This window comes from Mesorhizobium sp. B2-3-12, assembly GCF_006442205.1.
Taxonomy (GTDB): domain Bacteria; phylum Pseudomonadota; class Alphaproteobacteria; order Rhizobiales; family Rhizobiaceae; genus Mesorhizobium.
On the sequence record NZ_VFVR01000002.1, the window covers coordinates 464,198 to 480,967 of the forward strand.

Genomic DNA, 16,770 nt, shown 5'->3' on the forward strand with positions numbered 1-16,770 from the left:
CTCCGGGCCGCAAAGCCCGGAGTTTTTTATTGCCCTTGGTGTCGTCAGGCGGTCGCGGGCTTGAAGCTCAGCGCCACGCCGTTGATGCAGTGGCGCAGGCCGGTGGGCGCCGGGCCATCGTCGAAGACGTGGCCGAGATGGCCGCCGCAGCGCCGGCAATGCACTTCGGTGCGGGTCATGCCCAGCGACCGGTCCTCGGTCTTGCCGATGCCGTTGGCGATCTCCTGCCAAAAGCTCGGCCAGCCGGTGCCGGAATCGAATTTCGTCTCCGAGGGATAGACCGGCAGGTCGCAGCCGGCGCAGGCGAAGATGCCCTTGCGGTGTTCGTTGAGCAGCGGGCTGGTGCCGGGATACTCCGTGCCCTCCTTGCGCAGCACATTGAAAGCGGCCGGCGACAGGATGGCCTTCCATTCGTCGTCGGTCTTGGTGACCTCGAATTTCTCGGCGGCCAGTGCGGCCTGCGGGGCGCCCATGCGCAGCATTGCTGCCGCGGCTCCAACGACGCCGATGGCGGCGGCACCGCTCAAAAGAAAGTCGCGACGGTTCATGACCAGTTCCTCCTGTCGTCCGTTTTGCCAAACTATACCCGCCACGCGAAAGTCAAAAGCCGGTGACGGCTGCTCTCAAACGAACCCCGCGCCGTTCCACGATTGACCATGGAACGGCGCGGAGCACGCATGTCGATAGCGGATCACGGGAGCGAGACGACGCGATCGACGGAGAGCTCTTGCAACGGGTTCGTCCGCGACAGCCTCCCCGTTACATCCTCCACCCGATCACATCTTCGGGAGCAGAACCTTGTCGATGACGTGGATGACGCCGTTGGACTGTTCGACATCGGCGATCGTCACATTGGCGACATTACCGTTCTCGTCGGTGACGGTGACCTTGCCGCCATCGGCCTTGAGCGACAGTTCGCAGCCGCCGACCGTCTTGACCTTGTGTGTGCCGCCGTCGGCCTTGGCCATCGCGGCCACGTCAGCCGCCATGGCCTTGGCGCCAATGACATGGCAGGTCAGGATCTTGGTGAGCTTGTCCTTGTTCTCGGGCTTGAGCAGCGTGTCGACCGTACCGGCCGGCAGCGCGGCGAAGGCTTCGTTGGTCGGCGCGAAGACGGTGAACGGGCCGGCGCCCTGCAAGGTCTCGACCAGGCCGGCGGCCTTGACGGCGGCGACCAGGGTCGTGTGATCCTTGGAATTGACGGCGTTGTCGACGATGGTCTTGTTGGCATACATGGCGGCGCCGCCGACCATCGGGTTTTCAGCATAAGCAGCCGTGGCAAGCGCCGAGACAGCGATCGTACCGGCGAGCAAAAGGGTGGCGAATCTACGCATTGTATTAAAACTCCTCGGGTTTTCTCTTCCCATCTTTGGGAACGCGAGGAGATACGAGACACAAACGCGTGAGTTTCAGAATGTTTTTGAATTTTCAATTTAATCGTGGGGTCGAGAGAGTTATTCGACTCAATATTTTGCCGGCTTACGCGTCTGTTTAGACACGCATGACATAAGATGCATTGGAATTATTCTGGTGACGGTTTCGCGGTGAGGAGACGAGGTCAGATGCTCTTCAGGTCGCCCGCGGCCACCACCGGCCCGGTGGGCTGCCCGGTAGGCGAACCACCGGCGGGCTCAAGACTGACGGCCAGCACCGCACCTTGGGCAAGCTTCTGCTGGGCTGCCGGCGAGACGACGATATGCGCTGTCGACCCGACCGGAATGACACCCATCGACACCGGCGGATTCTTGCCCTCGATCATCCAAAGTTCGAAGTCCTTGCCGGAGGCACGCTCACCGGAGACATGCGACAGGCCAACCTCGTGATGCGCCGCATCATAAACGGCCAGATATTTGACGTCGCTGCCATCGGCAGCCAGCGAGGCGACGAGCCGAGCCTGCGGCTGTGCGACCGGTGGGTTGACGTAAGGGATCGCAATGTAGATCGCCAGTGCGGCGACCGCCGCGGCGGCTAGTCCGCGCCAGAAGGCGAGGCTGGACCACAGGCCGGCACGCGGTTCGGCAGGTGCCGCGGCGGCGGATGAAAACAGCCGGCCGTCGATCGCCGGCTTCACCGAAGCCGGCGGCTCGACTTCCGGATAGGCCGCGGCCAGCGGCGACAGGCGAACTTCCCAGCCATCGACGAGCCGCGCGAAATCGGTCTCGGCGTCGATGCGCCTGGAGGCTATCTGCCGCTCTTCGACCGGCAACACGCCAAGAACGTATTCGGCGGCGAACAGGTCGTCGCCCCCTCGTTCCGGTCCGTTGTCCTCTGCCAGCGTCATCTTTCCAGACATTCTCTCAGTTTCATCAGGCTGCGGCGCAGCCAGGTACGCATCGTGTTCAACGGCACGCCGTGGCGTTCCGCCAGTTCGGCATAGCTTTCGCCCTTGAGATAAGCGCCCCGGACGGCCGCCGCCCGGTCTTTTTCCAACTCGTCGAGACAATGATGGATACGCTCGGATTCGTCGCCCGCCACCACCATCGCTTCAGGCCCCGGCGCCGGATCGGCCACGTCGAGCGCGGCATCGATATCGGCGGCGGGCTTGCGCCGCGCCCTGATGCGATCGATCGCATGATTGCGCGCGATCGCTACCAACCAGGAGATCGGGCTCAGATCGGATACAGCAAAGCGATCCGCCTTCGTCCATATCTTGACGAAGACTTCCTGCAGCGCTTCTTCAGCATCTCCCCGGTCGTTCAATACACGAAGGCATACGCCGAAAAGTTTCGCACTGGTCTGTCGGTAAAGCAGATCGAACGCTGCCCGATCCTTCATCGAAGTCCGGACGATCAGCTTGGTAATGTCCTGCGGCGTCATGCGAGCCAAATTAGGCGATTGCGTTGTATTTGCAACGCCGGAAATATGCTGTGCACCTAAAGTTCGGCGCCACGCGCAGGCTGCGATTGCCAAGGAAATTGCCGCTCACTAGCGTGGCGGCAAACGGGGGAGCGCGCATGTCGGTCGAACGGGTCCTGTGGGAAGAAGACGCAACCGGCCTTGCCGGCCTGGTGCGCAAGGGCGAGCTGACAGCGATCGAGCTGACTGAAGCGGCGATCGCCCGCGCGGAGGCAACAAGGCCCGCAATCAACGCCACGGCGGAGCCGCTCTATGAAGCGGCACGGGTCCGGGCGAAGAGCATCGACCGTTCGCTGCCGCTGGCCGGCGTGCCCTTTGCCATCAAGGATCTCGGCATCGCCATCAAGGGCGTGCCCACGCATGGCGGCAGCCGCATTCCCGCCTGGGTGCCCGATTTCAACTCGGTGATGACAGAGCGCTACCTCGCCGCCGGACTGATCCCGATCGTCACCTCGACATCGCCGGAACACGGGCTGCGGCTGATGACCGAGTCGAAAGCCTTCGGCATCACCCGCAATCCCTGGAACACCGGCCACACCACCGGCGGATCGTCCGGCGGCGCGGCAGCCCTGGTCGCCGCCGGCGTCGTGCCGGTGGCGCATGCGTCGGATGGCGGCGGCTCGATCCGGGTGCCGTCCGCTTGCAGCGGGCTTGTCGGCCTCAAGACCTCGCGCGGCCGCATTCCGCTGTCGCCGCTGGTAAGTGAAAGCTGGTACGGCATGGTCGTCGATCACGCCGTCACCCGCTCGGTGCGCGACTGCGCCCTGCTGCTCGACCTCACCCACGGTCCCGATCCGCTGGCGCCTTATGCCGCGCTGCCGCCCAAGGGCCCGTTCGCCGCGGCCGCCGCGCGTGATCCCGGCAAGCTCAAGCTGGCGGTGTACCGCAAATCACCCCTCGGTCTGCCGATCTCGGCCGAGACGCTCAAGGCGCTCGACATTGCAGTGGCGCTCGCCCGCGAGGGCGGCCATACCGTCGAGGACATCGAGCTGCCCTTCATCGGCCGCGAGTTCTTCGCCGATTTCTGCACGACGGTCGCCTCCGCCGTTGCCGGTTCATTGCGGGGTGAAGCGCTGCGCGTCGGCCGCTCCGTGACGGGCGACATCGAGCGCGCCACGCGGGTGCTCGGCCGGTTGGGCGAATTGGTCTCGGCCGGCGAGGTCTATGCCGGCCTGCAGCGGCTGCATGCCGCCTCACGGCGGATGATCGAGGAAACCGCGCGGTACGACGCCGTCCTCATGCCCATCATCGCGCACCCGCCGCTTCCCTGCGGCGCCATGGATCCCAAAGGCGCCGACGAACTGATCGAAAACCTGCTCGACAAACTCCACCTGACCCCGTTGCTCAGGATCAAGCCCCTGTTCGGCCAGTTGATGGACAAGAGCCTTTGGTTCACGCACTGGCCGGCGATCCACAATGTCAGCGGCCAGCCGTCGATCGCGTTGCCCGTCCATGTCACGGCGGCCGGCCTGCCGCTCGGCATCCAGGCCGCCGGCCGGCCGGGCGACGAGGAAACGCTTTTGTCGTTCGCCGCGCAGATGGAGAAAATCTCGGGCTGGCTTGGCCGCAGGGCGCCGCTGATGGTGCCGTCACAATGACGACACCGTGAACCGACTATGACAGCAATGCCATTTGCGGCTCGCGTCAATTCCCGCTAAGACGCCGCCGTCCTTAGCTAGTATTATCCAGGGAACCACGCCGATGACGGACGTCGCCGCCACCGCCGAAATGCAGGCCGCCCTCTTGTCGCGCGCGCTGCCTTACATGCAGCGCTACGAGCACAAGACGGTCGTGGTGAAATATGGCGGCCATGCCATGGGCGATCTCGAACTCGGCAAGGCCTTCGCCCGCGACATCGCTCTGCTCAAGCAGTCCGGCGTCAATCCGATCGTCGTCCATGGCGGCGGCCCACAGATCGGCGCCATGCTGGCCAAGATGGGCATCGAATCCAAGTTCGAGGGCGGACTGCGCGTCACCGACCAGAAGACGGTCGAGATCGTCGAGATGGTGCTGGCCGGTTCGATCAACAAGGAGATCGTGGCGCTGATCAACGCCGAGGGCGAATGGGCGATCGGCCTGTGCGGCAAGGACGGCAACATGGTTTTCGCCGAAAAGGCGCGCAAGACCATGATCGATCCCGACTCCAACATCGAGCGCGTGCTCGATCTCGGCTTCGTCGGCGAGCCGGTCGAGGTCGACCGCACGCTGCTCGATCTTCTGGCCCGCTCCGAAATGATCCCGGTGCTGGCGCCGGTGGCGCCCGGCCGCGATGGCCACACCTACAACATCAACGCCGACACCTTCGCAGGTGCCATCGCCGGCGCCTGCAAGGCTTCGCGCCTTTTGTTCCTCACCGACGTGCCCGGCGTGCTCGACAAGAACAAGAAGCTGATCGATGAGCTGACGGTCGCCGAGGCCAAGGCGCTGATCAAGGACGGCACGGTGTCGGGCGGCATGATCCCCAAGGTCGAGACCTGCATCGAGGCCATCGAGCGCGGCGTCGAGGGCGTCGTCATCCTCAACGGCAAGACGCCGCATTCGGTGCTGCTCGAACTGTTTACCGAGCACGGCGCCGGCACGCTGATCGTGCCGTAGCCGACGATCAGCCGGCTAACTTCGGTTCTCCTGGCACCTGACTGCCCTCGAGGACGGGGACAGCCAGCTTTCGCGCCGGGCGTGAAACCCTCATCGATTCCTCTTCGGCGTCCTGCGGCGCGCCCCAGAATTCGGCCAGCGTCGGGCCATCCTTCACACGGCGGTCCGTCGCCAGAAACCCCCAGACCTCGCGGAACCAGACGCGGCGGCCCATTTGTGTGTACCAGCGCATCGAGTGCCGCTGCTCGGGATCGGGATGGAACAGGATGCGTGCCAACGCCTTCGGCCGCGACTGCACGGCGAGTTCGATCAGCTTGACGCAGAAGAACAGCATCCATGGCTTCAGCCGGCTCATGTGCAGCACCTGGTGCTTGTAGTCCCACAGGCGGGCGTCCTTTTGGATGACCCTGCGGTCGCGCGCGATGCGGAAGAACGGCGTCCAGCGGTGCGGCGTCACATAGAGCGCCTGGATCTGGTCCGGGTCATAGGCGAGGAGCTGACGAAAGCCGCGCCACAGATCGCGAAAACCCTCGTCCTCGAAGCCGGCCACCCAGGTCGCCATCGACAGGATGCCATGTTTTCGCAGCAGCCTTATCGCCTCCCGGTCGGACGAGGTGCTGCCGCCCTTGCGGATCAATTGCAGCGTCTGCTGGTCGGTGTTTTCCATGCCGAGCAGCCAGCGGATGACGCCGGCCTTGCGGTAGAGATGCAGCATGTCGGCATCGCGAACGATGTCGTCGGCGCGTGTCGAGCCGACGATCAGCACCGGCACGTTCTCGGCGATCATCGCATCCAGGAAAGCGCGCCAGGCCTTCTTCGAGACGGTCGGGTTCTCGTCGGCGAGGTTGACCAGCTCGACGCCGTGCTCGCGGTGCAGCCAGGCGATCTCCTGCGCGAATTTCTTGGGGTCGCGGTGCCGCCAACGGGTCCAGAAGCCGCGCTGGCCGCAATAATTGCACAGATGCGGGCAGCCGCGCGAAAACTGCATGACCACGGCACGCTTGCCGCCCCAGTAACTGTATCTGCGGTGGTCGATCAGTTCCCAGCCGACGCGGTAGGCATCGAGATCGGCAATGGTCATCGCGGCCTGCGTGGCGAAGGGACGGCGAAGATCGTCGCGATAGGCGATGCCGGCAACGCTTGCAGGCGGCTGGTGCATTTCCAGCGCCTCGACCAGCGCCATCACGGTCGCTTCGCCCTCGCCGCGCACGATGAAGTCGAAAACGTCCGCTTCTGCCAGTATGTCGCGCCAATGATAGGTCGGGAAGACGCCGCCATAGATGACGATCGTCGCCGGCGCGCGCGCCTTGATCATGCCGGCGATCAACAAGGCGGTCGGATGCGCCGAAGTGGATCCGGAATGGCCGATCAGGACGAAGTCGGGACAGTCCTCCAAGGCTTCCGCGACGACTGTGGCAAGCGGCATCGGCCCGAACTCGGCATCGACGAGCCGCACCTGGTGGCCGGCATCGATCAGCGGGCCGCCGATGGCCAGCAGGCCGAGCGGCGGCAGGTGATCGTCGGGCACGCGGCTGCCGATGGCGGTATGCGGCGGATTGATCAGGACGATTTTCATGACGGACCTCCGGGGAAGTTGGTCCGCGCATGCTGGGTGGCGATCGTGCCGCCCGATTGGCCCGTTTCAGCAGTTTGCTTGCAGCTTTTCCGCAGAAACGGGGAAGCGCCCTCACCGCCTCAGATGCGCGAGCGGCACGTGGCCGGGTCCCTTGATGTTTTGCAGCACCAGCTGCGTGTGGACGTCGCGCACCCCGTCAAGCCGCATCAGCCGGTGCATGACGAAGGCGTTGAGTTCGTCGACCGAGGGCACCATGACATGCAGCAGGAAATCGTGGTCGCCGGTCATCGTCCAGCACGACGACACCTCGTCCATGCGCTGCACGGCGGCAATGAAGCTTTCGGGCGAGCCGTCGCTGTGGCTGACCAGGCGCACCTGGATGAACACCTCGACCATCAGGCCGACCGCGCGGCGGCTGATCACGGCGGCAAATCCCTTGATGATGCCGGCTTCCTGCAGCGCCTCGAAGCGCCGCGCGCAAGGCGTGGTCGACAGGCCGATCTCCTGTGCCAGCTCGGAGACGGGCTTGCGCCCATCGCGTTGCAGGACATCGAGCATCTTGATCTCGAAGTCGTCAAATTGAGGCATTTTCACTCCCCTGATGCGAATTATGAGTGAATATTATCCCGATTGCCGCCAGCGAGCCATCATCAAAACCGATTTGCCTCGGCAAATCCGGTTAACCTCTTCTCAGCCATTGATGATTTGCGAGGGAGAGAAAGCCATGACGACGATGAGCGTTGCCGAATATGCCCGCGACTGCGCGGCACAGGGTTTGCGCGGCGACTATTCGGTCTGCCGCGCCGATTTCACCGTGGCGCAGGATTATGACTACAGCGCCGAGGAGCAGGCCGTGTGGCGCACGCTCTGCGACCGCCAGACCAAGCTGACGCAAAAACTCGCCCATCATTCCTATCTCGACGGCGTCGAGAAGCTTGGCCTGCTCGACCGCATCCCCGATTTCGCTGACGTCAGCGCCAGGCTGCGCGAGCTGACCGGCTGGGAGATCGTCGCCGTGCCGGGCCTCATTCCGGCCGCACCCTTCTTCGATCACCTTGCCAACCGCCGCTTCCCGGTCACCAACTGGCTGCGCGCCAGGCAGGAACTCGACTACATCGTCGAGCCGGACATGTTCCACGATTTCTTCGGCCATGTGCCGGTGCTGTCGCAGCCGGTGTTCGCCGACTTCATGCAAATGTATGGCAGGAAGGCCGGCGACATCATCGCGCTCGGCGGCGACGAGATGATCACACGGCTCTACTGGTACACAGCCGAATACGGCCTGATGCAGGAGGCCGGCCAGCCGCTGAAGGCCTTTGGCGCCGGGCTGATGTCGTCCTTTACCGAACTGCAGTTCGCCGTCGAAGGCAAGGACGCCCACCATGTGCTTTTCGACCTGGAAACGGTGATGCGCACCGGCTACGAGATCGACAAGTTCCAGCGCGCCTATTTCGTGCTGCCGTCCTTCGACGCCTTGCGCGATGCCTTCCAGAACGCGGATTTCGAGGCGATCGTCGCGCGCCGCAAGGGGCAACCGGCGCTCGACCCGGCGACGGTCTAATGCGTTTCGGTCAAAAATGACCTCGCCATTAGGGTAGACTAAGGCGCGTCGCATGAGTCCCTCTCGACGCGACGCGCCTTAGACGCTTTGATCCCGACAGATTATTGCAGGGCGGCGGGGTTCATCCACAGGAACTCCCAGACGTTGCCGTCAGGGTCTTCGATGTGGCGGTTGAACATGAAGCCGAGATCCTGCGCCGGATTGGGATCAGCGCGGCCGCCTGCCGCCACGCCCTTCTCGATCACGGCATTGACGTCGTCCTTGCTGTCGGTGGTGAGAGCGATCAGCATCTGGCTTTCACGCTTGGGGTCGCCGATCTGCCTTGCCGTGAACTGGCCGTAATGCTGATGCGTAAGCAACATGACTCCAATGGAGTCCGAGAACATGATCGAGCTGGCCTGGTCGTTCGAGAACTGCGGATTCAGCGTGCCCCCGATCGCGAGATAAAAGTTGGTCGCTGCCTGCAGATCGCGCACCGGCAGATTTATGAAGATCATCTTGGTCATCGGTCTAAAGCCTTGCCTTCGTTGACAGGTACTAGTCAGTCCAGTACCGTTTGACGACTATCACGCGGGAACGGTACCGTCTAGTACTGGTAAAGGAGCGCCATGCAAATCGAAGGGGAGACCAGATCGGCACGCAAGGATCGTGAAATCATCCAGGCGGCCACGGCGGCGTTCATCGCCAAGGGCTATGATGGAACCAGCATGGAGGAAATCGCCACCAGGGCGGGAGCTTCCAAGCAGACTGTCTACAAGCATTTCACGGACAAGGAGACGCTTTTCGCCGAAGTCGTTCTATCAACCGCGACCCAGGTCAACGATATCATCGAGTCCGTGACGACACTGCTTTCAGAGGCGAAATTCATGCAGGGTGGCCTGCAGCAGCTTGCCCGACGTTTGATAACGCTGCTCATGGATGAAGAGTTGTTGAAGCTGCGACGCCTGATCATCGCCAATGCGGATCGAATGCCGCAGCTTGGTCGCAGCTGGTACGAAAAAGGTTTTGAGCGCATGTTGGCCTCGATGGCGTCGTGCTTTCAAAAGCTCACCAATCGGGGACTGATGCAAACCAGCGACCCCCATCTGGCAGCCAGCCATTTGTTTGGAATGCTTCTCTGGATCCCCATGAATGAAGCCATGTTCACTGGGAGCAACCCGCGCTCCAAGGCCGAACTTGAACGGCACGCGGATGCCTCGGTAGAGGCGTTTCTTGTCGCCTATGGCGTCCAGCCTAAATAGTCCGTCGCCCGCCGACGTTTGCGGCAAAGCCGGCCGGGTGTTGGCCGCGGAGGCGTCCCGCCACGCGCTACAATGCGTAGATGGTGCGGTTGAACTTCGTCTCCATCACCACATGGGAAGCGGTTTTGACGACGCCGCTGATTTCATTGACGGCATTCACCTCCCGGTTCAGCTTCTCGAGCGTCTCGGCGGCGAGGTGAATGATCAGGTCCCACTCGCCGGTTATGGCGTAGACCGCCTGGATCGAAGGCATCGCCTTGATCTTCCTGGAGACGTCCGGATAGCTCTTGTTGTTCAAGGCGGCGAGCGTGAAACAGTGGACCGCGTTCTGGGTCACCGCCTTGGCCAGCCGCACGGTATAGCCTTCGATAATGCCGCCGGCCTCCAGCTTCTGTATCCGCTCCTGCAGCGCAGTCCGCGATACGCCGAGCTGCCGTGCCAGTGAAGCGACCGGCTCACGCGCATTCTTCTGCATGAGCGCGAGCAGCTGACGATCCTTCTCGGTCAATTCCACAAACAAATCCTCTCGCTCGATCCGCGCTGTAACCGCCGCGCGATCCTATCGGCTGAACCGCCTCCGCGACAATCGGGAAGACTGGCTGGAAGACTGGCCGGGGCGAACAGCACAAGGCGAACCTTTCAGGCACTTTGCCGTCTCAAGGCACGCAATGACTGCGTAATCGCCATTATCGCGCATTTCGCCGGGTGGAAGCCTGCTTTTTGCGACCTGACTGTCTGGGGCACAAACGCCGGTCCATCAGGGGGAACAAGCCCCGGCGTGGGGCACAAACCAATCCGCGTTGGACTTGTGCAGAAGCGCTGAGGTCCAACGTTACGCATCCTATCAGTTTCAACCACAAGGGAGGGATAACTTTGAAAAAGCTGCTCGATTTAGCCATTCTTGCCGCCGCGACATTCGCGATCACGACGGCCGCCATGGCCGGGGAAACCCTGGACCGCGTCACGTCGAAAAAGGCGATGGTCATCGCCACCAACGCCGCCTGGCCGCCACAGAGCTTCCTCAACGACAGCAACGAACTCGCCGGTTTCGACATCGACGTCTCGCGCGAGATCGGCAAGCGGCTTGGTGTCGAGGTCTCGTTCGAAACGCCCGACTGGGCGACGCTGACCGGCGGCCGCTGGCAGGGACGCTACGACCTCGGCGTCGGATCGGTCACCCCGACCAAGGCCCGTTCCAAGGTGATCGACTTTGTCGGCATCTATTATTACAGCCCTTATGTCTATGTCGTGCACAAGGACAGCGGCGCGAAGTCGGTCGCCGATCTCAACGGCAAGATCATCGGCGTCGAGACGGCCACCACCTCGGAGGATTTCATCCGCCGCAAGCTCGAAATCGACGCACCCGGCCTGGCTCCCATCGAATACAAGCTCGAACCGGGCGAGGTCCGCACATACGCGGATTCGATGCTTCCCTTCGATGACTTGCGGCTTGGAGACGGCGTGCGCCTGAACGCCGTGATCGCGCCTGAGCAGACGGCGCAGAACGCCATCAAGAACGGTTATCCCGTGAAGATCCTGGAAGGCGAGTACGCCTTCCGCGAGCCGCTCGTCGTCATCGCCGAGAAGAAGGATCCCGAGTGGACCGCAAAGGTCGCTGGCATTATCACCGGGATGAAGACCGATGGCACGCTCGCCGCGCTGACCACGAAGTGGTACGGCAAGGACTACAGCGCCAAGTGAGGTCATTGCGCCGGCTGCCCTCGGCAGCCGGCGGCGTTATCCCACAAAATGAACCACCACTCACAGCAAAAGTCGCCGATGGCCTATCCGGACACCTATTACGCCCGCACCCTGACCGACCGGAAGACGAGGCCGCCGCTGCAAGGCGAGGCGCGATGTGACGTGGCCGTCGTCGGCGCCGGGTTGGCCGGGCTGACGACGGCGCTGCAGCTGGCGCGCGCCGGACTGCATGTCGCCGTGCTGGAAGCCCAGCTCGTCGGTTTTGGCGCTTCGGGCCGCAATGGTGGTTTCGTGACGCCCGGCTTCGCCACCGGCGGCGACAACATCGCCGCACGTGTCGGCGGCGAGGCAGCGCGCGACCTGCACCGGCTGTCGATCGAAGGCGTCGAATTCGTGCGCGACATCATAGAGGCGCTCGCAATATCGTCTGCCGAGCCGCGCGCCGGCCTGCTCAGCGTCCTGCGCTACGACGATGGCGACGCGCTGAAGGCCTATGCCGACCAGATGGCACGCGACCATGGTTACGAGCTTCAATATCTGCGCCGGGAAGACGTCCGATCAGCGCTGAAGTCCGCCCGCTATTACCAGGGCCTGCGCGACCCAAACGCCTTTCACATCCATCCGCTCAACTATCTCCGTTGCCTGGCCGACGAAGTCGAGCGCCTGGGTGGCAAGATCCATGAGAGCTCCGAGGTCGTGCAATGCGACCTGTCGGGAACGCAAAAGATGCTGCGCACCAGACAGGGCACGCTTCGGGCGCCCCAGATCGTGCTGGCGACCGGCGGCTACACCGGGCCGGTGTTCGGCCAGCTCTACCGCGCCTTCCTGCCGATCGCGACCTATGTGATGGTTTCCGAGGCGGCTCCCCGCCTCATCGCGCAGGCCATCGCCACCACGGATGCCGTCGGCGACAACAGGCGGGCCGGCGACTATTATCGTCTGGTCGAGAGCGGCAATCGCCTTTTGTGGGGCGGGCGCATCACCACGCGCCCCGCTTCCGCCGACGCGCTGGCGCGCGAGTTGCGCCGCGAGATGGTCGGCACCTACCCGCAGCTTGCCGGTCTCAAGACCGAATTGGCCTGGTCGGGTCTGATGTCCTATGCCCGGCATCTGATGCCCCAGATCGGCGCGCTGCAGCCGGGCGTCTGGTACTGCACCGCTTTCGGTGGCCATGGCCTCAACACCACGGCGATTGCCGGAAAAGTCGTCGCGGAAGGTATTCTGGGCGCTTCGGATCGCTACCGGCAGTTCGCGCCGTTCGGATTGAACTGGGCCGGCGGCGCCGCCGGCCTGGCCGCCGCGCAGCTCACCTACTGGAAGCTGCAGGCGCAGGACTGGTGGCGGGAACGCAACGCCACCGCCAAGGTGGTGGCATGATCGGCCGGCTGATGCTCTCCCATCCAGGGCTCGCCCGCCGTGCGGCCGCGGTGTTTTTTCCGGCGCTGCTGGCCGCGGCCCTCTACGCCATGGGCATCAAGTCGAGCTGGCTCGCTACGTTGATGCCCGACGCATCCGACTGGGTGCGGGCCAACCCCGCCTTGTCGCAGGCCCTCTCCGCCGTATCGATCGCGCTGCTGGTGCTGGTGAATTGCAAGCTGCTGCTCCTCCTGCCCCGGCGCCAGCAGATCGTCGGCGTCTGGATCGAGCTGTTCGCGCTGCTGATGCTGTTCTTCTATTCCTTCGACCTCTCGCTCGCCTTCATCGCCAGAAAGATTGGTTTCCTGGTCACGCAGGGCGTCACCACGACGCTTTACATTTCGGCGATCTCGATCCTGATCGCGACCGTCATCGCGCTGGTCGGCGCCATCGCCAAGCTGACCGGAAACGGCATCGTCTACGGGCTGGCCACCTTCTACACGTCGCTGTTTCGCGGCCTGCCTCTGCTGATGCAGATCTACATCATCTATCTCGGCCTGCCGCAGGTCGGCTATGTGATCGGCGCGGTGCCGGCGGGCATCGTGGCGCTGTCGCTGTGCTACGGCGCCTACATGACCGAGATTTTCCGCGCCGGCATCGAAAGCATCCCGCGCGGCCAAAGCGAAGGAGCCACGGCGCTCGGCCTGAGCCCGGGCCAGACCATGGCGCTGGTCATCCTGCCGCAGGCCATGCGGGTCATCATCCCGCCGACCGGCAACCAGTTCATCGCCATGCTGAAGGATTCCTCGCTGGTGTCCGTCGTCGGCGTTTGGGAGATCATGTATCTCGCCCGCACGATGGGCCAGACGGAGTTCCGTCATATCGAGATGCTGATCACCGCCTCGATGATATACTGGGCCCTGTCGATCGCGCTCGAATTCGGCCAGGCCTATCTCGAACGGCGTTTCGGCCGATCGGGTCGCCAGGTGTGATCCGGCGGCCTAAAGTGTGCCGGAACGGTCCATGCGACATTTTTAGCGCGCCGGGGCACCTCGGCCTTCAGCCGCTTGAGCTGGGCGCGTTGCAGGTCGAGCGCGCTGGCGGCCGCCGCCGTTCTGGTGCGCATCGCCGTCCAAGGCTTTTGAAGCCGCTGCCGGCGCCATCATTGGCGCCGGGCTTGCCGGCCGATGCGATTCGGCGGGCCGACTTTGTCGGCCCTCAGACGAAAACCACCTTGCTCAGGTGCTCGCCCAACCGGCAGGCGAGCGCGGTGATGGTCGTCGTCGGGTTGGCTTGGCCCGACGTGCAGAACACCGAAGAGCCACCGACATAGAGATTGTCCATGCCATGCACCTTGCAATTGGCATCCACCACGCTCCTGGTCACGTCGGTGCCCATGCGCGTGCCACCCATATGATGGTGCCCCGCCGTTTCTTCGTCGGTCGGATAGTCCGCGCCATTGCCGATCCAGTCGGCGATGCGCACACGGCCCAGGTTCTTCTCGATCAGCGTGGCGCCGAACAGCCTCAGCCCTTCGAGCAGCGTGCGCCGTTCCAGCTCCGATTTCTTCCAATGCAGCTCGATGCGCGGCACACCGGCATGATCGACATCGGTTTTCGACAGTTCGATCTGGTTGGAGGCGAGCGGCGCCTGCTCCCAGGCGACATAGAGCTGCGCGGCACAGCGCAAATTCTGGCTGAGCTTGGATGACATCCATTCGGCCATGTTTGGCGCCGTGCAGGCGAGATCGGCGATGAGGTTCTTGACGCCAGGATATGGCTTCTCGATCAGCCTGATACCGAAATTCATGATCCGCAGCCGCTCCATCGCGGCAAGCGTCGGCGAGAAGAAGGCCTCGTTGACGGCATCGACCTCGAAGGCACCATAATTGCCCAGGATGGCATCGCCGCCCTCGAAGGTCGGATGCTCCATCCAATAGCGGCCGAGGGCCGTGGCGTTCGGCACCACACCGCCATTGGAGCGCTGGTTCGACCATAGAAGCAGCCGCGAGTTCTCCAGACCGCCGGTGCAGACGATGAAGTAATCGGCCGCGAACGAGCCGGCGTCCTGCCCGTTGGACCACAGCCTGGCGCCCGTCACCCGCTTGCCGTCGCCGGCGAGCTCGGTGGCGTAGGTGTTGAGCACGACGGCGATGTTCTTGCTCTTGTCGAGCTCGTCGGCGAATTTTTCGGCGAACCGCACCGCCGGGCTCTTGATCAGCTGCACCCAGCGAATGTCATCCGAGATCGGCACGTCGGGCCGGAAATCGGGAAGGTCGAGGATGTCGCGCACCTCCGGCAGGTAAGGTTCGATATCGGCGCGGCGGATCGGCCAGCCCGTGTCGGGCGCCCAAGCCTTCGGCTCGAAATCCTGTTTGTCGAGCACGCGGCACCAGCCGGCCCAGTGATTGGAGCTGCCGCCCATGAGCCGCAGCCGGGTGATGTCGAGATCGAAATAGAAATCGCCGACCGTGGTGCCGCGGTAGAAGTCCTGGGACTCGTCGCTGAAATCCCGCGAGCCGGCTTCCATCACCACGACCGGGATGCCGGCCGCACCAAGTTTTCTAGCGATCGTGGTGCCGGCCGGACCGGAACCAAGGATGCAGACCTTCGGCGCGAAATTGGCGGCGCGATACGCCTCGTAGCTGTCGAAGATCATGCCAGGTCGCTCCGCTTCAGGATCCAGCCATTGACCTCGACGATTTCGTCAGGGTCGGCCCGCGACGGACCGGCATGATCGGCATTGGCATCCGGCCGATTGCGGAACAAGGACAGGGCAGGCAGGGCAATCAGCGTCTGCACGAGCGTGCGGCGCGACATTCTTTTGATGAAGAAACTCATGACAGGCCTCTCGGGGCAGGGCTTCGATGCGCGCATGACGTTCCCCGAACGGCACACGCATCGTCACGCAAGCCAGTATCGTGCCACGCATGGCCTCAACGCGGTGAAAAGGCTGATAAGCGGTACAACCGAATGCAAACAGGGTTAGAAATTCCTTAACGGGCCGAGTGTATCGACCCGCCGGCTCACGCGGCTGCGGAAATGTCCGTATCCAGCATCGTGAGGTTGCGGCCGGCATGCTTGGCCTGATAGAGGCGGCGGTCGGCGGCCCGCATCAGTTCGGAGACGTTGGCCTCCTCGCCGCAGACGGTGCCGCCAATGCTGACAGTGAGCGGAATGGTCCTTTCGTCGACCGGCCGGAAGCGGATCAGCTCGACCTCGCGGCGAATGCGCTCGGCGACGCGTTTGGCCTCCTGCTCGGTGGCTCCGACCAGATACGCGCCGAACTCCTCGCCGCCGATGCGGCCGAGCACGTCACCGTTGCGCACGCCGCGCTCGATGGCGCTGGCGATCAGCAGCAGCGCATCATCTCCGGTCAGGTGGCCGAAACTGTCATTGATCGCCTTGAAATGGTCGGCGTCGATGATCAGCAGCGCGCCGCGGTCGGACTTGCGCCGGGAGCCGTCCAGCGCGGCAAAGAAGCTCTCCCGGTTGAGCATGCCGGTCATGTCGTCGCGGCTCGCCTTTTCCGCCAGGCGGCGGTGCGCGGCGGCGAGCTGGGCATGGGCGCGGGCAAGTTCGCGATGCGCGTTCTTCAGCCTGTCGCTCTGCCAGAACGTGCTGGCGCAGGCTGCCCAGGCAAGGACCAGCGGACAGAGGGTCGAGGTCAGCCAGATCGTGCGCGTTATCGGGAATCCCATGGCTGGGACGATGATCAATGTCAGCAGGAGGGAAGCGGCTACGGAGGCGAAAGCGATGGCGGCGGATCTCAGTATAATGCTGTTCATCGCGAACTCCCCACAGGACTGTCTCTGTGCCAGCAAGCCCTGAAGGCCACCTTTCCCGGATGGTTAAAATTTGAATCGTCAGGCCATTTCTGCAACC

The 16,770-nt window shown here is 63.5% G+C and carries 18 protein-coding genes; 7 read left to right on the forward strand and 11 right to left on the reverse strand.

Annotated elements, in window-relative coordinates:
* Nucleotides 1–44: 44 nt before the first annotated feature.
* The 4 genes from msrB to FJ948_RS07545 all read right to left on the reverse strand — a co-directional run bounded on the left by msrB (nucleotide 45) and on the right by FJ948_RS07545 (nucleotide 2,817).
* Nucleotides 45–548 (reverse strand): peptide-methionine (R)-S-oxide reductase MsrB, encoded by a 504-nt coding sequence (msrB, locus tag FJ948_RS07530; protein ID WP_140703001.1) that lies wholly within the window; start codon nucleotides 546–548, stop codon nucleotides 45–47.
* Between the two features lie 228 nt (nucleotides 549–776).
* Entirely contained in the window at nucleotides 777–1,334 is a 558-nt protein-coding gene (locus tag FJ948_RS07535) for a fasciclin domain-containing protein (RefSeq protein WP_140703003.1), read from the reverse strand.
* Nucleotides 1,335–1,558: 224 nt separating this feature from the next.
* Nucleotides 1,559–2,281 (reverse strand): anti-sigma factor, encoded by a 723-nt coding sequence (locus FJ948_RS07540; RefSeq protein ID WP_140703913.1) that lies wholly within the window; start codon nucleotides 2,279–2,281, stop codon nucleotides 1,559–1,561.
* Nucleotides 2,278–2,817, reverse strand: coding sequence for a sigma-70 family RNA polymerase sigma factor (locus FJ948_RS07545; RefSeq protein WP_027040874.1), 540 nt, complete (start codon nucleotides 2,815–2,817; stop codon nucleotides 2,278–2,280). The genes FJ948_RS07540 and FJ948_RS07545 overlap by 4 nt, the downstream gene beginning before the upstream one ends.
* A gap of 137 nt (nucleotides 2,818–2,954) precedes the next feature.
* Between FJ948_RS07545 and FJ948_RS07550 the strand changes: the two genes are divergently transcribed.
* Both FJ948_RS07550 and argB read left to right on the forward strand, forming a co-directional pair.
* On the forward strand, nucleotides 2,955–4,454 hold the full coding sequence (locus FJ948_RS07550) for an amidase (RefSeq protein ID WP_140703005.1): 1,500 nt from the start codon (nucleotides 2,955–2,957) through the stop codon (nucleotides 4,452–4,454).
* Nucleotides 4,455–4,557: 103 nt separating this feature from the next.
* The gene (gene argB / locus FJ948_RS07555) at nucleotides 4,558–5,451 is read left to right on the forward strand and encodes an acetylglutamate kinase (RefSeq protein ID WP_140703007.1); all 894 of its coding nucleotides are present in this window, start codon (nucleotides 4,558–4,560) and stop codon (nucleotides 5,449–5,451) included.
* A 7-nt stretch (nucleotides 5,452–5,458) separates the two neighbouring features.
* On the opposite strand, the gene bchE is transcribed toward argB, so the two are convergent.
* Complete coding sequence (bchE, locus tag FJ948_RS07560) at nucleotides 5,459–7,027, reverse strand: magnesium-protoporphyrin IX monomethyl ester anaerobic oxidative cyclase (RefSeq protein ID WP_140703009.1); 1,569 nt, start codon at nucleotides 7,025–7,027, stop codon at nucleotides 5,459–5,461.
* A gap of 111 nt (nucleotides 7,028–7,138) precedes the next feature.
* Nucleotides 7,139–7,615, reverse strand: coding sequence for an Lrp/AsnC family transcriptional regulator (locus FJ948_RS07565; protein ID WP_127296467.1), 477 nt, complete (start codon nucleotides 7,613–7,615; stop codon nucleotides 7,139–7,141).
* A 136-nt stretch (nucleotides 7,616–7,751) separates the two neighbouring features.
* On the opposite strand from FJ948_RS07565, the gene phhA reads away from it, so the two are divergent.
* A complete protein-coding gene (gene phhA, locus FJ948_RS07570; protein WP_140703011.1) occupies nucleotides 7,752–8,588 on the forward strand; it encodes a phenylalanine 4-monooxygenase in 837 nt (278 codons plus the stop codon).
* Between the two features lie 101 nt (nucleotides 8,589–8,689).
* Here the strand turns inward: phhA and FJ948_RS07575 are convergent, their stop codons facing one another.
* Nucleotides 8,690–9,094 carry a VOC family protein gene (locus tag FJ948_RS07575; protein WP_140703013.1) on the reverse strand — a complete coding sequence of 135 codons (405 nt, stop codon included), beginning with the start codon at nucleotides 9,092–9,094 and terminating at the stop codon, nucleotides 8,690–8,692.
* Nucleotides 9,095–9,196: 102 nt separating this feature from the next.
* On the opposite strand from FJ948_RS07575, the gene FJ948_RS07580 reads away from it, so the two are divergent.
* Nucleotides 9,197–9,829: a TetR/AcrR family transcriptional regulator gene (locus FJ948_RS07580; RefSeq protein ID WP_140703015.1), complete on the forward strand. Its 633-nt coding sequence runs from the start codon at nucleotides 9,197–9,199 to the stop codon at nucleotides 9,827–9,829.
* A 67-nt stretch (nucleotides 9,830–9,896) separates the two neighbouring features.
* On the opposite strand, the gene FJ948_RS07585 is transcribed toward FJ948_RS07580, so the two are convergent.
* Nucleotides 9,897–10,343, reverse strand: a complete 447-nt coding sequence (locus FJ948_RS07585) for an Lrp/AsnC family transcriptional regulator (protein WP_246677468.1) — start codon at nucleotides 10,341–10,343, stop codon at nucleotides 9,897–9,899.
* Nucleotides 10,344–10,765: 422 nt separating this feature from the next.
* Here FJ948_RS07585 and FJ948_RS07590 point away from each other — a divergent pair, with 422 nt between their 5' ends.
* The 3 genes from FJ948_RS07590 to FJ948_RS07600 all read left to right on the forward strand — a co-directional run bounded on the left by FJ948_RS07590 (nucleotide 10,766) and on the right by FJ948_RS07600 (nucleotide 13,878).
* Complete coding sequence (locus tag FJ948_RS07590; protein ID WP_224693988.1) at nucleotides 10,766–11,530, forward strand: transporter substrate-binding domain-containing protein; 765 nt, start codon at nucleotides 10,766–10,768, stop codon at nucleotides 11,528–11,530.
* A 78-nt stretch (nucleotides 11,531–11,608) separates the two neighbouring features.
* Nucleotides 11,609–12,907 (forward strand): FAD-binding oxidoreductase, encoded by a 1,299-nt coding sequence (locus tag FJ948_RS07595; protein WP_140703915.1) that lies wholly within the window; start codon nucleotides 11,609–11,611, stop codon nucleotides 12,905–12,907.
* Nucleotides 12,904–13,878, forward strand: a complete 975-nt coding sequence (locus FJ948_RS07600) for an amino acid ABC transporter permease (RefSeq protein ID WP_140703917.1) — start codon at nucleotides 12,904–12,906, stop codon at nucleotides 13,876–13,878. Before FJ948_RS07595 ends, FJ948_RS07600 begins: the two co-directional genes overlap by 4 nt.
* Before the next feature lie 226 nt (nucleotides 13,879–14,104).
* Here the strand turns inward: FJ948_RS07600 and FJ948_RS07605 are convergent, their stop codons facing one another.
* From FJ948_RS07605 to FJ948_RS07615, 3 genes are all read right to left on the reverse strand, one after another.
* Entirely contained in the window at nucleotides 14,105–15,544 is a 1,440-nt protein-coding gene (locus FJ948_RS07605; protein WP_140703021.1) for a GMC family oxidoreductase, read from the reverse strand.
* A complete protein-coding gene (locus FJ948_RS07610; protein WP_140703023.1) occupies nucleotides 15,541–15,726 on the reverse strand; it encodes a hypothetical protein in 186 nt (61 codons plus the stop codon). The genes FJ948_RS07605 and FJ948_RS07610 overlap by 4 nt, the downstream gene beginning before the upstream one ends.
* Nucleotides 15,727–15,911: 185 nt before the next feature.
* On the reverse strand, nucleotides 15,912–16,673 hold the full coding sequence (locus FJ948_RS07615; protein WP_140703024.1) for a GGDEF domain-containing protein: 762 nt from the start codon (nucleotides 16,671–16,673) through the stop codon (nucleotides 15,912–15,914).
* Between the last annotated feature and the right edge of the window lie 97 nt (nucleotides 16,674–16,770).

Excerpts from the sequence above, each read along its gene's own strand:
- msrB (WP_140703001.1), bottom strand. The coding sequence starts at position 548 with ATGAACCGTCGCGACTTTCTTTTGAGCGGTGCCGCCGCCATCGGCGTC.
- FJ948_RS07535 (WP_140703003.1), bottom strand. The coding sequence starts at position 1,334 with ATGCGTAGATTCGCCACCCTTTTGCTCGCCGGTACGATCGCTGTCTCG.
- FJ948_RS07540 (WP_140703913.1), bottom strand. The coding sequence starts at position 2,281 with ATGACGCTGGCAGAGGACAACGGACCGGAACGAGGGGGCGACGACCTG.
- FJ948_RS07545 (WP_027040874.1), bottom strand. The coding sequence starts at position 2,817 with ATGACGCCGCAGGACATTACCAAGCTGATCGTCCGGACTTCGATGAAG.
- FJ948_RS07550 (WP_140703005.1), top strand. The coding sequence starts at position 2,955 with ATGTCGGTCGAACGGGTCCTGTGGGAAGAAGACGCAACCGGCCTTGCC.
- argB (WP_140703007.1), top strand. The coding sequence starts at position 4,558 with ATGACGGACGTCGCCGCCACCGCCGAAATGCAGGCCGCCCTCTTGTCG.
- bchE (WP_140703009.1), bottom strand. The coding sequence starts at position 7,027 with ATGAAAATCGTCCTGATCAATCCGCCGCATACCGCCATCGGCAGCCGC.
- FJ948_RS07565 (WP_127296467.1), bottom strand. The coding sequence starts at position 7,615 with ATGCCTCAATTTGACGACTTCGAGATCAAGATGCTCGATGTCCTGCAA.
- phhA (WP_140703011.1), top strand. The coding sequence starts at position 7,752 with ATGACGACGATGAGCGTTGCCGAATATGCCCGCGACTGCGCGGCACAG.
- FJ948_RS07575 (WP_140703013.1), bottom strand. The coding sequence starts at position 9,094 with ATGACCAAGATGATCTTCATAAATCTGCCGGTGCGCGATCTGCAGGCA.
- FJ948_RS07580 (WP_140703015.1), top strand. The coding sequence starts at position 9,197 with ATGCAAATCGAAGGGGAGACCAGATCGGCACGCAAGGATCGTGAAATC.
- FJ948_RS07590 (WP_224693988.1), top strand. The coding sequence starts at position 10,766 with ATGGCCGGGGAAACCCTGGACCGCGTCACGTCGAAAAAGGCGATGGTC.
- FJ948_RS07595 (WP_140703915.1), top strand. The coding sequence starts at position 11,609 with ATGGCCTATCCGGACACCTATTACGCCCGCACCCTGACCGACCGGAAG.
- FJ948_RS07600 (WP_140703917.1), top strand. The coding sequence starts at position 12,904 with ATGATCGGCCGGCTGATGCTCTCCCATCCAGGGCTCGCCCGCCGTGCG.
- FJ948_RS07605 (WP_140703021.1), bottom strand. The coding sequence starts at position 15,544 with ATGATCTTCGACAGCTACGAGGCGTATCGCGCCGCCAATTTCGCGCCG.
- FJ948_RS07610 (WP_140703023.1), bottom strand. The coding sequence starts at position 15,726 with ATGAGTTTCTTCATCAAAAGAATGTCGCGCCGCACGCTCGTGCAGACG.
- FJ948_RS07615 (WP_140703024.1), bottom strand. The coding sequence starts at position 16,673 with ATGAACAGCATTATACTGAGATCCGCCGCCATCGCTTTCGCCTCCGTA.